Origin of the sequence: Bdellovibrio bacteriovorus str. Tiberius (genome assembly GCF_000317895.1) — a bacterium.
Lineage (GTDB): Bacteria > Bdellovibrionota > Bdellovibrionia > Bdellovibrionales > Bdellovibrionaceae > Bdellovibrio > Bdellovibrio bacteriovorus_F.
Map to the genome: position 1 here is coordinate 1,592,446 of NC_019567.1, position 12,696 is coordinate 1,605,141.

Here is a 12,696-nt window from a genome sequence, read left to right on the forward strand (position 1 = left end):
TGATTTATTTGAGACCTTAGGTTGTAGCAGAGGGGATTCGCACCCCTCCAGCTTCTTTTTCTTTATGACAGTAACTTAATCCTGACCTTAGAATTCTGTGTCGAACACACCAAGAATCATGGCTTTAAAGTAGTTCCTTTTCAGGCGGTCGTCGATCAGTCGGGAATCTTTTTTATACTGATTGTAGATATCCGTCATTTCGCGGTTATAGGCTGCGCCGTAAATCATTGCCCCGTTTTCCATGTCGTGGATGAAGCTGCGCTTGTTCAAATTGACCGACCCCAGGAATGAATACACGTCATCAATCAAAACAATTTTTGAATGCAGAATCACCTTCGGTTCAGTGTACTCATAGATGGCAAGCTGGTGGAACAGGCGGTTCACTGCCGGTTTGCTCGATTCGCTCAGGATCCAGTCGACAGTGTCGCCCTTCAAGTCCAGACGGGTGATCACGGTGACCTGAACCCCACGGGCCGCGGCTCGTTCCAGTGCTTCTACGATAGGGGTCGGCGGGCGGAAGTACGGCGTGGAGATCATGATTTTCTTTTTCGCACTGTCGAGCATTTCCACATAGAACTGAATCAGACGTTCGTCGTCCTTGTAAGGAACCGACATAAAGTGACGCACCAGCGGTTCGCGGTTGTTGAAGTAGGATGGGCTGGTTTGCGCTGCCATCGGCACGTTGACGTTGATGCTGCGGAATTGCATCGTTTTATAATCACGATCCCACAAGGTCAGGAAGTGCGCCGCCACTTTTTCGGTAAAATCCCTGTCGTGAACTTTGAATTCAAAATCACGCCAGTGCACGAAGCTTTCATCGCCCTTCACATAGTTGACCATTTCCGGGCGGGGATAGTCGTAAGCTTTTTTAAAGATGAAGCCATCGTGAATGTTACGTCCCCCGATGAAGGCCACGTTGTTTTTGGGCTCTTTCTTTGACAGCGTCAAAAACAGCTTCACGTGCATTGAACGGTGCAGGCGATCGAAACGGTCGCTGAGGCTGCCGCCGGATGGAACTTTGTATTTCAGTTCCTGCAGCTGGATGTTCGGATTCTGAGCTTCCAGCTTGCGCAGCAGAACTTCGTCTTTATCCAAAGTGATCACTCCGGCCACCAGGATTTTTACTTTGGTGCCGCGTTTGGCGTGGAAATCCAGCAGACGCGCCATGAAGGTTCCATAGTAGTCCGCACGGAATACCAGGTACGACACATAGATACTATCAAGGTACGGAGCCTTGGAAAAATCCAACGGAGCATAAGGATCGTGCAGATCCATGAAGTGAGACGGAAGCGGCTGACCCAGCAGAGCTTCAGCTTTGGATTTCAGCGAGTCCACAGCTTCGGGCAAATTCACCACCGCCGGAACCGCCTGAGGGCAGGTCATCGAGGCGTATTTGTCAGTCATGAAGAATTTTTCGATGCCAGTCAGATTGTCCGTGCGAGGCATCAGGCAGCCTTCAACCAGATTGTGCAGATCGAGATATGGATTTGCTGGTTCAACAAAGCGAACGCCGAACTGGGCTGGGACACCTGTCGGGCCGGCTTTCAGTTCGCATGTTGTGACAGAACTTGCCGGGAGCAGGCGCAGGTTGTCGCCATTGTACTTGCTGTCGTACATCCGGAAGGTGGCTTTTTGGTTGGCCACAAATTTTTTGTCCGAGAAGGTCTTTTTGATGCGGAAGGGACCATCACAAGTCACGGTCGCCTCGAAGTGTTCGTTCTTGCGCTGTTCATTGGGATCATCAGTGCTGATCAGATAGTTCTTGATCTGCACCTCATAGTCTTTTGCATGCATGCGGTCGAATTTGAAAATGCGCTGAATCTGGCCGTTACGAAGAGCAAATTCCGCAGCGGAATTCATCTCAAGGCGCTGCTCTTGGGTGCGCCAGGATTCATTGTTGCTTGTTAGAACTGAAACCGGAGTGTCCGCGCGAAGTGCATTGATGCGTTGCTGAGTCAGGGCAGAGCTTTGATTCACGATTTGCAGCTGACGTTCCTGACGGGCGCTCATTTCTTTGTAGGCGCGTTCTTCCCGGGTTTCCTGAGGGAAGGAATCTTTTTTGTGTGGATGTGGAGTGGTCTGCCGTCTTTTCAGAATCAGCAGCTGTTCCTTGTTCAGTTCGGCCTGCAGGTTGTCGCTGTAAAGCTTTTGCACGTACGGGGCCACATCCGGTGGGACCTCGACAGAGCTGGGATTTCTTTGTGCCGGAGTCTGGCAGGAAATCAAAGTGAAAGAAAGAAGCAAAACACCAAGCAGCGTTCCAAAGTTTTCAGTCTTTTTCATTCTGAATTTATCGGAAAAACCTGACAAAGACATAACATTTCCCGGGATTACCAGAGCTTTATCTGTGTCTTCGCAGTCGCTGTATCAAAGTGAGACAAAACCGGGGCATAATGGTCCTGTTTTTCGGAGGATCCGTGTTTCAGAATCAGGGACTGAAGGCCATAGCATTGTTCGAGGGAACGAAGGGAGTTTTCGTTTTGCTGGTGGGCTTTGAACTTTTTCATTTGTTGGGAACCGACGTGCAAAATCTCAGTCAGCAAATTGTTCATCATCTGGGATTGGATCATGGTGCGCTGGCCGGCGTGTTTCGACGGATGCTTGAACAGGTCAGTGACTCCAGCGTTCGGATGATGGCGGTGGTGGCTTTGCTATATGCGACGTTAAGGCTGTTGGAGGCCGTGGGGTTGTGGCTTGCCAAGCCCTGGGCGGAATGGCTGGCTATCGTTTCGGGCAGCCTTTATATTCCCGTTGAAATGTACAAGCTGATTCAGCATCCCACATGGATTCGGATTCTTATCACGTTAGGGAATGTGGCCTTGGTCTATTACCTGATTCGGATACGCGGGGGTCGTCGCTCTAATTTGTCACCCTCTCAGCCTTTTTAACAGGGGTGGGGGCTTTAAATGAACTATAAACCGCTTTACCCGGGCAAGGGGCTTGCAATAAGGGGTGGGTGGTATAAACCTTTGGAGGCTTTATGAAAAAGTGGATCTTGTTTTCTTTGATGTCGGTTATGGCTTCTTCGGCGATGGCTGATGGAACGATCACCTGCAAAGGTTTTGATGCTGACAAGAACAAGACGGAAGATGTGTTGGTGATTGAAGCCGACATGGCGATTCTTCTGTCGGCTTCCAATAATGAAGGTTTCCTTTCTCCGCGCTGGAAAAACGGAGAGGTGAAGGATTACGCCAATGACCTTTACGTGGTGACGGTGGATCGCAAGGCCAGCACCATCACGACGGATGATCTTAGGGCCGGCACCCAGAAGGTCCACACGGACGCCAAGTGCCGTTATAACGGGGAGCCTGACGAAGGCTACTAGAAACCTCTAAAGCATAGTATCCCATCTCCAAATCCGAATGATCCTCTATCGCAGTGATGGTGGCATTCGGATTTGTCGTTACTACGGTATCTGTCGTCACGCCATTAATGACTGCATAGATGTAGTATGTCTCGTCTATGGCCAGTTCTTGTTCTTCAAAACTGTTATTCAAAACAACTGACTGAAGTGGGCTTCCATCTTTGCTGATAGTGAATGTCACCGGATTCAGACCGGTTTTCTGGAAGCTCAGGGTGTTTGGTTTTGAACTGGGCATTTCAACAACATTGAATTCATATACTCCTTGAGCCTGCACCTGTACCACCTGGGCAAGGAACCCCGTCGGACCAGAGACCGACATTGGCGCTGATGTGTATGTGTTGCCGTCAATAACGGCGGAGGCCACGACTTCATAGGTGCTGCTGGTAGGAATTCTCATCGCCGCTCCGGGAGCGATGCCGGGCACGCGTGCAATGATCTGGTCGCCTTTCCGAACCATATACTGGGCGATATCTGAAGTGTTATTAAGTAATTTGAGATCCGCATGGCTGAACAAAGGAATGAACAGGACAGTGGCGATCATGTTCAGATTCAGATGCTTGAGAAATGCTTTCATAAAGTTCCCCGTTATTCGGTGTGTGTTATGACTTATGAATAAAGCATCGACCGTGCCGGGGTGAAACGACCTTCAAATCAACTATAATACGACGTGGAGGCGGGGCTGCCGGGTTCCCGGCAGGTGAGTCTGCCGGAGCCTTGGCAGCTGCCGAAAGCGCGGCAGCTGAAAGATGGCCGAAAATGATTAAAGGGCGCGTTGCAGGGGACTTGCCAGAACCGGCCAAGTGGATTTCTGAATTACCGGGCGGCCTTTAAATACCAACACACCGAAAGTTCCATAGTGGGTCAGGCGTGACGCCCACTCGGCAGGGTTGTTGTCAGCGCTCCACCGCACCCACACCACGGTTTGTTGTGGATGGTTTTTAAGGCGCGCCACCAGAACTGTACTGACTTCGCTCAGATTGTACTTCTGACCTTCAATGGAAATGGTATCAGCCGTGATCTGCAGGTTCTGTTCAGCCAGCTGGGTTTTCATGAAGTTCACAAAGTTCTGCTGATCACCCACAAAGACCATGGATCCTTTAGCCGGGACATCCAAGGGCTCACCGCTATAGTGAAGGACATCATTGCCTTCTGTTTTCTGGGACCACACCTCAACAAACTGCTTTGCCGAGGCGTCGGCCGGGTCAAAGTAATAGTGAATCTCAGCAGACCCCAAGACGCTGGACAAAGTCGCCGGGCGCTCTTCCGTGTAGAGACGACGGAAAAGACGGAAGTCCGGATCAACTGAAACCTTCACCGGGCGGGACGGAGACGTCAAAGAATAGAACTGGATTTTGTCGGAAAGACGGGCCAGCTGGCGAATCTCTGCGCCGGATTCCAGCGTCCAGATCACCGGGATGTTCAGATCATAAAGATCCGCCTGCTTTTGGCTGAGCACATAGGTGGTGCTGGTGGATCCGTCGTGCCATTTCATGATGCGCACATCACCCAGTTCAATTTCTGGCGCGCCTTTGCGGTCCAGCCACTGGCTGAAGAATGTTTGCAGATTCTGGCTGGTGACGGATTCGAAACTGTTTTGAATGTCGGTGAAAGAGGCTTTCTTAAACAGATTGCGAGTATAGAAGTCCTGCAAGGACTTCTGAAAAGCCTCTTTGCCAAAACGGAATTCCAGCATATGGAACAGCATCATGGACTTGCCATACCCCACGGCCTGAGAGCTGGAATTGTGACGTCCGCGGAACTGACGAAGCGGGAAATCTTTTTCCGGGTTGCTCGCAACAAAGTCCATATAGTTCAACAAGGTGTTCATGCGGTAGGTGCGCTCGCTGCCGGCTTTTTCCTGCTGCCAGTAATCCGCCATGTAAGTCGTAAGACCTTCACACCAGTTGCCTTTTTCATAGTCCACATAAACGCTGTTGCCCCACCAGTTGTGCAGAACTTCGTGCGGCAGTGAAGAATTCAGGATAAATGGCAGACGCAAAACCGTGGGCCCCAAGAGCGTGAAGCTTGGCATGCCATAGCCGGTTTCCCAGAAGTTCTCAACCACGCTGAAAGATGAATACGGGTAAGGCGCAATAATCTGCGAATAGTGCTTGATGTATTCCGGAACCAGACTCAAAAAACTCTGCGCGAGCGCCGGATCTTCTTTGCGCAGCAGAACCTGCACCTTTTTTCCGGACGGAGTATCGACCTGATAGTTTTTGAAGGGACCTGCCACCAGATAGATTTCTTCCTGGGGATAAATTTCGACAAAGCGGGACGTGCGAATCGAACCTTCCACCACGGTGCTGGCGATCTGACCCTGCACCAAAGACATCCAGTCGCCGGGGGTCTGTACAGTGACGTCAAAACTTTTCTGCGTGTCCAGGAAGAACGGATACCAGTAAGTGCTGCCAAACAGGGTGGCACCTTCCGGAGCAATCAGACCGTTGCTGCTGTCGTTCAGAACCGGATCAAAGATCACACCGAAGTACTGCAAAGTGACTTTGCTGTCGATGTTTCCCAATGTCAGGCCGTATTCAGCATAGGGTTCTTTTTGGGTTGCCGGGTGAAGTAATACGACAGAATCGTCACTGCTGGTCACAGAGACTTGCAGATCCTTGTGCAGCAGAAAGCTGACTTTACGGGGAGATTCCTTGGGAAAAGTCAGAGTGTCCTGTGCCTTGATCATCTTCAGGCCCGGATAAAGCTCGACATTCAGTTTGTGATGCAAAGTCTGGCCGTGGGACTGCATGGAAACGAGCAAAATGAACAGCAGACCGACTACGATCAACAACTTGTTAAGCGCTTGCGCTTTGGACATGATTTACCTCTGAAAACGGGGTCTGTATTTACGCCCGTCCCAGGGTAACGTCAAAGGGATTTCAGTTTGCTTTCGGGCGGGAGCCCAGGATCAAACAGAAGTTGAATTTTCTTCCATTTCTCGCAGTGCGGGGCCTCGATAGAGACTTTTTCGCCACTCCAGGGGTGAGTGAACTCCATGCGCAGGGCTTTTAGGCACAAACCCTCGATATCCAAGTGGTTTCTGAAGAAACGGTTGTGGTGGGAATCCCCGTGAACGGCGTCCCCCAGCAAGGGATGGGAGATGCGATTGAAATGTCGGCGGATCTGGTGGTAGCGGCCGGTGTGGGGGATGACCTCTACCCACGAATAGCGGGCGGTGGGGAACTTTTTACCGACAGCCACCGGGAATTCCACGGTCGCCAGGCGTTTGAAGCTGGTCCGAGCGTCCACCAGGTCGCCGGTGGAATCCAGTTCCAACGGCAGCTCTACTTCACCTTCTTCTTTCACGTAACCGCGCACCACAGCCTGATAGGTTTTATGGGTCGCGCGTTCGGTGAACAGGCGGCACAGTTTGCTGGCGGATTCCGAAGAAAGTGCAAACAGCAGCACGCCACTGGTGCCGGCATCCAGGCGATGCACCGGATACACGTGCTGTTTCATCATGCGGCGGGCATGGTAAAGACAGATTTTATCGCGGGAAACACGGTGCTGGACATTCTCGTGGGGATGCACGTGAAAGCCTGAGGGCTTGTTCACGGCAATAAAGTATTCATCTTTGTACAGTAGCTCCACGAGGATCCTTAGTGTTGATGTGTTCTTAGCGGCCATGTTTACCACTGTATTGCGCTCAAATCGACAAAAAACAGGCTGGCGATTTCGGGATGAACTCGTCTAGACTGAGGCAGGAGGCCCGGAATGAAACACAAGGCGATTCTGTACAGCGATTTTAATTGTCCGTTTTGTTATGCCCTTGAAGAACGCCTGGTGGGACTGCGTTTGGCGCCATCTGTCGAGTGGCGGGGTGTGCAACACGCGCCACAGATGCCGGTGCCCATGCAGCTGGCGAATCTGGGGTTTGCGCAAAGTATTGAACGCGAAGTGGTGATGGTGAAGGACCTCATGCCCGAAATCGACATCGCTTTTCCTATTGGAAAACCCAACACTTTGAAAGCCATTCAGTATTCGATCGCAGCCTCCCGTCATGAGCCGCTGCTGGGTTTGGTGTTCAGGCATACTCTGGCCCGGGAATTCTGGGTGAATGGGGAAGACATCTCCGATGAGGCTTTTATTAAAACTGTGGCTCATCAGTTTCAGTTTGATTCTTTGAGGGTCGACAGTGCCGCTGAATCCGAGGCGGATCGCTGGCAAAGAGAGTGGCAGCATCTGGGCACCGGCTCGGTTCCCACACTGGTCCGGGATGATGGCGAGATTCTGATGGGTTTGCAACCCGTGGAAGTGTTAAAGGCCTTTTTCGGCGAATGACTGTTGATTTGCACTTGTGCCGGCATAGCTTTGAGTTCGCAAGCCCCCTTTGAGAAGATAGGTTTATTGCGAAGGAGGAACGGCCATGAAAAGCCACAAAGTGCTTTTTGTTCTGACCAGTACCGAGCAGCTTGGCGATACCGGCCATCACACGGGCGCTTATCTTTCTGAAATCACCCATCCTTACGATGAATTTGTGCGTGCAGGATATGACGTCGACATGATCAGTCCACTGGGGGGAAAAGTGCCCCTGGACGGAGTGAAAATGGACGATCCCCTGAATGCCACGTGGATGAATGATGAAGAGTTTTTATCCAAGGTGGAAGGCACAGTTAAACCCTGGCAGGTTTCAGGTCGCGATTATTGCGCGATCTTTTTTGCCGGCGGGCACGGGACGATGTTTGATTTTCCCGAAAATCTGCAATTGCAAAAACTGACTTCTGAAATCTATGAAAACAATGGCGTGGTCGGAGCTGTTTGCCATGGCCCGGCGGCCCTGGTGAATGTGCGTCTTTCAGATGGCCAGTATCTGGTGAAAGGCCACGAGGTTTCCAGTTTCACCAATGAAGAAGAAGAATTCGTCGGTATGGAAAAGTCCGTGCCGTTTTTACTGCAGACACGTTTGCAGGAACGGGGCGCGCATCATACGTCTTCGCCGAAGTTTGCCGGGCACGTGGTGAAAAGCGGCCGTCTGGTGACCGGGCAAAACCCCGCGTCGGCGGCCGGCGTCGGCAAAGCGATGGTGGAGGTTCTGGAATTCATCGAAGAGGGGCGCATCGTGCCAGAGCAAAACTGGTGTGAATGGCATGAACCACAGCAGCACCAGCGAGGTGCTTTGTGACGGCCGATTCACGCATCATTGCCAAAAGCCCCCGGTTTCTGGAAGTGCTGGATCTGGCCCGTCTGGTGGCTGCCAGTTCCGCCAATGTGCTGATCACGGGGGAAAGTGGCACGGGCAAAGAAGTCATCGCCCGGCTTATCCACGATCAAAGTGCCAGGCAGCGCAAAACCTTTGTGCCCATCAACTGCTCGGCCATTCCAGAACCTTTGTTAGAGTCTGAACTTTTCGGTTATGCCCGTGGCGCTTTCACCGGCGCGATGAATGCCCGTCAGGGCCTTTTTGAAGAGGCCGACGGCGGGACGTTATTTTTGGACGAGATCGGCGATCTGGATCTGCACCTGCAGGCCAAGCTTTTGCGAGTGCTGCAGGAAAAGAAGGTCAAACGGGTCGGGGAAAATCATTACCGGCCTTTGAATCTGCGAATTGTGGCCGCGACTCATAACGATCTTGAAGGCGACGTGCAGGACAAGCGCTTTCGCGAGGATCTTTATTTTCGTCTGAAAGTGGTGTCGATCAAGATTCCGCCACTGCGGGAGCGCAGCGAGGACATTTTACCCCTGGCGCATTATTTCCTGGATAAATTCACACGACGTTATCAGATGCCCGAAAAAAAATGGGGTCGCGATGTGGAAGAGTTTCTGCTGACTCGTCCTTGGATGGGAAATGTGCGAGAACTGGAAAACACCATCGAACGTGCCGTGGTGTTAAGCCCTGCCGGTTTGATTTCATTGAAAGTGCTGCAGGATGATTTACAGGTCCGTGAATGCAGTCTGGATCAGATTTTTGAAAAGCTTTATCAGGCTCAAGGCCGCTTTCTTTCTTTAGAAGAACTCAGCAAAGCCTATATTGAGTTTGTTCTTAAAACGAATCGGGGAGCCCGTGAAAAAAGCTCCCGCGATTTGGGAATAGACCGTAAGACGCTGTACCGTAAAACCCACGCGCCTCTTCAGTGAAGATTTGCTGACGGGCGCTCGGCTTCGGCGCGGGCACGGTGCAGTTCGCCTTCGGTGCTGGCTTCGGGCGTTGGTGATGGACTGCTGGTGCCGCGCTGGGCGCGACGCAGTTCACGCTCCCGGACAAAATCCATGACCAGGGCCGACAAGGCCGATTCCAAAGATCCTGCGTGCAGTTCCTGCTGGCGCTTGAATTCAGCTTCCGCAGCGTCACGGCGTCGATCTGCGGCACGCACTCCCGGCCAGGCAAAGAAGTAAACATAGCTTAAACCGCCGACAGCAATGGCCGTCAGACACAGGCTTGTGATTAAGGTGGAGTTCCAGAAGATTGCGCCTGTGCGGTCGTATTGACCGGTGGCTTCGGTGATAAACATGAAAACACCGCCACAGACAAAGGCGATGGCACCCAGGCCGGTCATGGACAGAAAAACTGCCGTGCGGCTGCGGATGGTGATGGCATCGTAAATTTCCAGTGCGCTGTCTTTCAGGCTGCGACGGGGCTTATGGCTGCCTTTGCCAAAGTTCATGATGAAAGGAAGTATAAATCCTAACCACTTCATAGCATTCTCCTGGGTGAACAAAAAGGCCCCTTGCGGGGCCTTTCCGATTTTAGTGTTTGCGGTTGATCAGGGCTCCGGCCACAAAGCCTACTGCGGCGGCTCCGAGGATGGCATAGAAAGGATGGGCCTTCACAAGGTCCTCAGAAGCCTCCACACCTTCTTTCACTCTGGATTCAACGGCATGATAGCGATCGCTCCATGCGCTTTTTTCAAGCTCCTGAGCCACGTTTTCTTTGATGTCGCCCATTTTCTTTCTGAATTCGCCTGTAGTAGCTTCCATGGCATTTCTCCTTTGTCTCATGGTTAATAGTACGAGCAATGCAACTCAAAGTAAGACGGTAGCAGCATTGGTGCCATACTCAGCTTCAAAGAGCTGGCAGTACACCGACTTTCAGAGGCAAATAGTCCCCGCTGGACTGGAAACTTGCCCCGCACCCGGTCTTTGCGTTAGCATGACGGCATGATTAAAACCTTCGTACTTGTTTCTGTTTTTTCTGCAATCGCGTATGCGAATCCCTGTCATGAAAACCGCGCTGCCCTGGATCTGGGCTCTGGCACCACCAAAGCCTATGTGGCGACAGTCGACACCTGTGAAAAGAAAATCGTGAAGGTGCTTTTCGAGGACCGTTTGCCACTGGCATTCAATGAAGCTCTTGAAAAATCCCCGACCAAAGAAATACCCGCAGCCACCATTCAGGAATACACACCACGGATTGAACTGCTGCTGCAGAAAGTGAAAACCTACAACGTCAAACGCATCAATGCGGTGGCGACCTCGGTATTCCGAGTGGCGAAAAATGGACAGGCCGTCGCCAGGGGTATTTCCAAAAAACTTGAAATCCCGGTGGAAGTCATCAGTCAGGAACAGGAGGCTGAACTGGGTTACTGGTCAGCTTTGGCGCAGCGGAGAATCACCGACACCAGCAATCTGATCGTGTGGGATATCGGCGGGGGCTCGATGCAGATGTATTCCCGGGAAAAAGGCAAAGTGCACATCTTTGAAGGAAATCTGGCGTCGGTGACTTTCAAGAATCAGATTCTGCAAGTGCTGCAGTTTAAAGATCCCAAAAAAGAATCTTCGCCGAATCCATTCGCCCGGCAGCGCGAGGCCGCCTTGCAGCTGGCAAAAAATCATGCCTATCTGAATGTGCCTGCTTATTTCAAAGCCAAAGCACCCACTGCTCGCTGGGTCGGTGTGGGTGGTGTGATTTCCATGTCCGTGCAAAAACAGGTGCAGGCGGGGGGATCTGAATTCACCCAAAGTGCTTTGGAAGAAACTTTGAAAAACAGATCCCAGCTGAAAGATTCTGAAATTGAAAGCGAATACCGCATTTCTGATATTTCAAATCTGGCACTGGTGCTGGGTTATATGAAAGCACTGAAGATCGAAAAGGTCGAAACAGCCCAGGCCTCATTGGGCCAGGGCCTGATCTTTAAGAGTTTAAAATAGCCGCCGCAGGCGACGGGCTGGGCATGTCCTCTTTGGACAGCACCACGACTTCGCCCCCGTGGCGGATCACTTCACAGGCGATGTCATCCAGAATGTCGTCATCCTTGGCATTGATTTGTTTTTCGTGGAAGGTGATCTGACCGCTTTTGCGGTGCAGTTCACCCCAGATCTCGCTGTTGTTCTGTAAAAACAGCGTGCGCACATTCCCGTTGATGGCGGCGCGGCTGATCTTCACCAGATCGTCGATGACTTTTTTCTGATGATTCATTTTTTCCAGTTCATACGCGGACAGATTGCGCTGTTGCGCCAGTTCCTTTTTGACGTGAACCTGGGCCTGGTGAATCAGGGATTCCATGCGTGGCGCGGTTTTGGACGGATCCAACTTAAAGAACACGGCAGTGGGGTGCAGGGTGACCTCTTTGTAGGTGTGAAACAGATTTTCGCTGGCAAACACAAACAAGGGCACCTGTTTGTAACCCGGCTCCTTGCTGATTTTGGCTTCGATCCAACGCAAGAACAGCTTTACGCCTGATTTTTTCTTGCACTGATTGTCGTCAAGGCCCCGGCCGCGCATATGGCTTTTCAGGTGGGGGATCTGCGAGGTTTCGGTTTCATCCAGATGTTTCCAGTGAATGCTGTTGCTGTGCTGCCCCTGATGGAAAAGAAAATTATGAATTTCAGTGCCGCTGCCGCCATCACAATGAGTCAGTACGGCCTCCAGCGGAGTCAGAGTCAGAATGTGATAGCTGCTTTCACCCTGCAGGTCTTCAAGCAAAGGTTTCAGGTGGAAACTTTCAGCCACCACCACTTTGGACGGGACGGTGTGAGCGGCCATATAGAAACCCCGCCAATGTTTGTTCACAAAGATAGCCATACCAAAATCGGAGCGTTGCAGATGCTCGGCGGGATTGAAAGTATACAGGGAATCCAGCAGGGCTTTTTTCTCGCCATTTTTGGCGTCCAAAGAAAGCAGATGAGCCGCTCGTCGCACCAGTGTTTCGTATTCTAAAAGCAGAGTCTTATCAGGCATGCCGGGGATGTAAATCGAAATACACGGACCCTCATTCACAGAGGTCAGCATCAATAAATCATCGTGGGTGAGTTTTTCAAGCATGGGAACTCCTGGGACGAAGAAGGGAATCTCTCTATAATCTGCGCTTTTGAGAGTGAACTCAAAGTGTCTTGTGACAGTCCAGTGTGATGGGTCAGCTTGTGACACACAGGTGCCAGCCTTATAGTGAAAG

The 12,696-nt window shown here is 51.5% G+C and carries 13 protein-coding genes; 6 read left to right on the forward strand and 7 right to left on the reverse strand.

Annotated features, from left to right (window positions below; genetic code table 11):
• Nucleotides 1-87 precede the first annotated feature (87 nt).
• The gene (locus tag BDT_RS07600; protein ID WP_235046302.1) at nt 88-2,283 is read right to left on the reverse strand and encodes a phospholipase D-like domain-containing protein; all 2,196 of its coding nucleotides are present in this window, start codon (nt 2,281-2,283) and stop codon (nt 88-90) included.
• Nucleotides 2,284-2,417: 134 nt separating this feature from the next.
• Here BDT_RS07600 and BDT_RS07605 point away from each other — a divergent pair, with 134 nt between their 5' ends.
• Together BDT_RS07605 and BDT_RS07610 are read left to right on the forward strand one after the other, a co-directional pair.
• Nucleotides 2,418-2,888 (forward strand): DUF2127 domain-containing protein, encoded by a 471-nt coding sequence (locus BDT_RS07605; RefSeq protein ID WP_041578295.1) that lies wholly within the window; start codon nt 2,418-2,420, stop codon nt 2,886-2,888.
• A 92-nt stretch (nt 2,889-2,980) separates the two neighbouring features.
• Nucleotides 2,981-3,325, forward strand: a complete 345-nt coding sequence (locus BDT_RS07610; RefSeq protein WP_015090661.1) for a hypothetical protein — start codon at nt 2,981-2,983, stop codon at nt 3,323-3,325.
• Here the strand turns inward: BDT_RS07610 and BDT_RS19200 are convergent.
• The 3 genes from BDT_RS19200 to BDT_RS07620 form a co-directional block, all read right to left on the reverse strand.
• On the reverse strand, nt 3,252-3,938 hold the full coding sequence (locus BDT_RS19200) for a hypothetical protein (protein ID WP_148278762.1): 687 nt from the start codon (nt 3,936-3,938) through the stop codon (nt 3,252-3,254). The two genes, BDT_RS07610 and BDT_RS19200, sit on opposite strands and share 74 nt — an antisense overlap.
• A gap of 186 nt (nt 3,939-4,124) precedes the next feature.
• Nucleotides 4,125-6,185, reverse strand: a complete 2,061-nt coding sequence (locus BDT_RS07615; protein ID WP_015090664.1) for a M1 family metallopeptidase — start codon at nt 6,183-6,185, stop codon at nt 4,125-4,127.
• A 50-nt stretch (nt 6,186-6,235) separates the two neighbouring features.
• Nucleotides 6,236-6,958, reverse strand: coding sequence for a pseudouridine synthase (locus tag BDT_RS07620; RefSeq protein ID WP_015090665.1), 723 nt, complete (start codon nt 6,956-6,958; stop codon nt 6,236-6,238).
• Between the two features lie 123 nt (nt 6,959-7,081).
• Between BDT_RS07620 and BDT_RS07625 the strand changes: the two genes are divergently transcribed.
• The 3 genes from BDT_RS07625 to BDT_RS07635 all read left to right on the forward strand — a co-directional run bounded on the left by BDT_RS07625 (nt 7,082) and on the right by BDT_RS07635 (nt 9,442).
• Entirely contained in the window at nt 7,082-7,648 is a 567-nt protein-coding gene (locus BDT_RS07625) for a DsbA family oxidoreductase (protein ID WP_015090666.1), read from the forward strand.
• 85 nt (nt 7,649-7,733) lie between these two features.
• Nucleotides 7,734-8,489 carry a type 1 glutamine amidotransferase domain-containing protein gene (locus BDT_RS07630; protein WP_015090667.1) on the forward strand — a complete coding sequence of 252 codons (756 nt, stop codon included), beginning with the start codon at nt 7,734-7,736 and terminating at the stop codon, nt 8,487-8,489.
• Nucleotides 8,486-9,442 carry a sigma-54 interaction domain-containing protein gene (locus BDT_RS07635; protein ID WP_015090668.1) on the forward strand — a complete coding sequence of 319 codons (957 nt, stop codon included), beginning with the start codon at nt 8,486-8,488 and terminating at the stop codon, nt 9,440-9,442. The genes BDT_RS07630 and BDT_RS07635 overlap by 4 nt, the downstream gene beginning before the upstream one ends.
• Here the strand turns inward: BDT_RS07635 and BDT_RS07640 are convergent.
• On the reverse strand, nt 9,436-10,002 hold the full coding sequence (locus BDT_RS07640; protein ID WP_148278763.1) for a hypothetical protein: 567 nt from the start codon (nt 10,000-10,002) through the stop codon (nt 9,436-9,438). The two genes, BDT_RS07635 and BDT_RS07640, sit on opposite strands and share 7 nt — an antisense overlap.
• Nucleotides 10,003-10,051: 49 nt before the next feature.
• A complete protein-coding gene (locus BDT_RS07645; RefSeq protein ID WP_015090670.1) occupies nt 10,052-10,282 on the reverse strand; it encodes a glycine zipper domain-containing protein in 231 nt (76 codons plus the stop codon).
• A 180-nt stretch (nt 10,283-10,462) separates the two neighbouring features.
• Here BDT_RS07645 and BDT_RS07650 point away from each other — a divergent pair, with 180 nt between their 5' ends.
• A complete protein-coding gene (locus BDT_RS07650; RefSeq protein WP_015090671.1) occupies nt 10,463-11,452 on the forward strand; it encodes a Ppx/GppA phosphatase family protein in 990 nt (329 codons plus the stop codon).
• Here the strand turns inward: BDT_RS07650 and BDT_RS07655 are convergent.
• Nucleotides 11,436-12,566 carry a baeRF3 domain-containing protein gene (locus BDT_RS07655; protein ID WP_015090672.1) on the reverse strand — a complete coding sequence of 377 codons (1,131 nt, stop codon included), beginning with the start codon at nt 12,564-12,566 and terminating at the stop codon, nt 11,436-11,438. The genes BDT_RS07650 and BDT_RS07655 overlap by 17 nt on opposite strands.
• Nucleotides 12,567-12,696 lie beyond the last annotated feature (130 nt).

Excerpts from the sequence above, each read along its gene's own strand:
- BDT_RS07600 (WP_235046302.1), bottom strand. The coding sequence starts at position 2,283 with ATGAAAAAGACTGAAAACTTTGGAACGCTGCTTGGTGTTTTGCTTCTT.
- BDT_RS07610 (WP_015090661.1), top strand. The coding sequence starts at position 2,981 with ATGAAAAAGTGGATCTTGTTTTCTTTGATGTCGGTTATGGCTTCTTCG.
- BDT_RS19200 (WP_148278762.1), bottom strand. The coding sequence starts at position 3,938 with ATGAAAGCATTTCTCAAGCATCTGAATCTGAACATGATCGCCACTGTC.
- BDT_RS07615 (WP_015090664.1), bottom strand. The coding sequence starts at position 6,185 with ATGTCCAAAGCGCAAGCGCTTAACAAGTTGTTGATCGTAGTCGGTCTG.
- BDT_RS07625 (WP_015090666.1), top strand. The coding sequence starts at position 7,082 with ATGAAACACAAGGCGATTCTGTACAGCGATTTTAATTGTCCGTTTTGT.
- BDT_RS07630 (WP_015090667.1), top strand. The coding sequence starts at position 7,734 with ATGAAAAGCCACAAAGTGCTTTTTGTTCTGACCAGTACCGAGCAGCTT.
- BDT_RS07640 (WP_148278763.1), bottom strand. The coding sequence starts at position 10,002 with ATGAAGTGGTTAGGATTTATACTTCCTTTCATCATGAACTTTGGCAAA.
- BDT_RS07645 (WP_015090670.1), bottom strand. The coding sequence starts at position 10,282 with ATGGAAGCTACTACAGGCGAATTCAGAAAGAAAATGGGCGACATCAAA.
- BDT_RS07650 (WP_015090671.1), top strand. The coding sequence starts at position 10,463 with ATGATTAAAACCTTCGTACTTGTTTCTGTTTTTTCTGCAATCGCGTAT.
- BDT_RS07655 (WP_015090672.1), bottom strand. The coding sequence starts at position 12,566 with ATGCTTGAAAAACTCACCCACGATGATTTATTGATGCTGACCTCTGTG.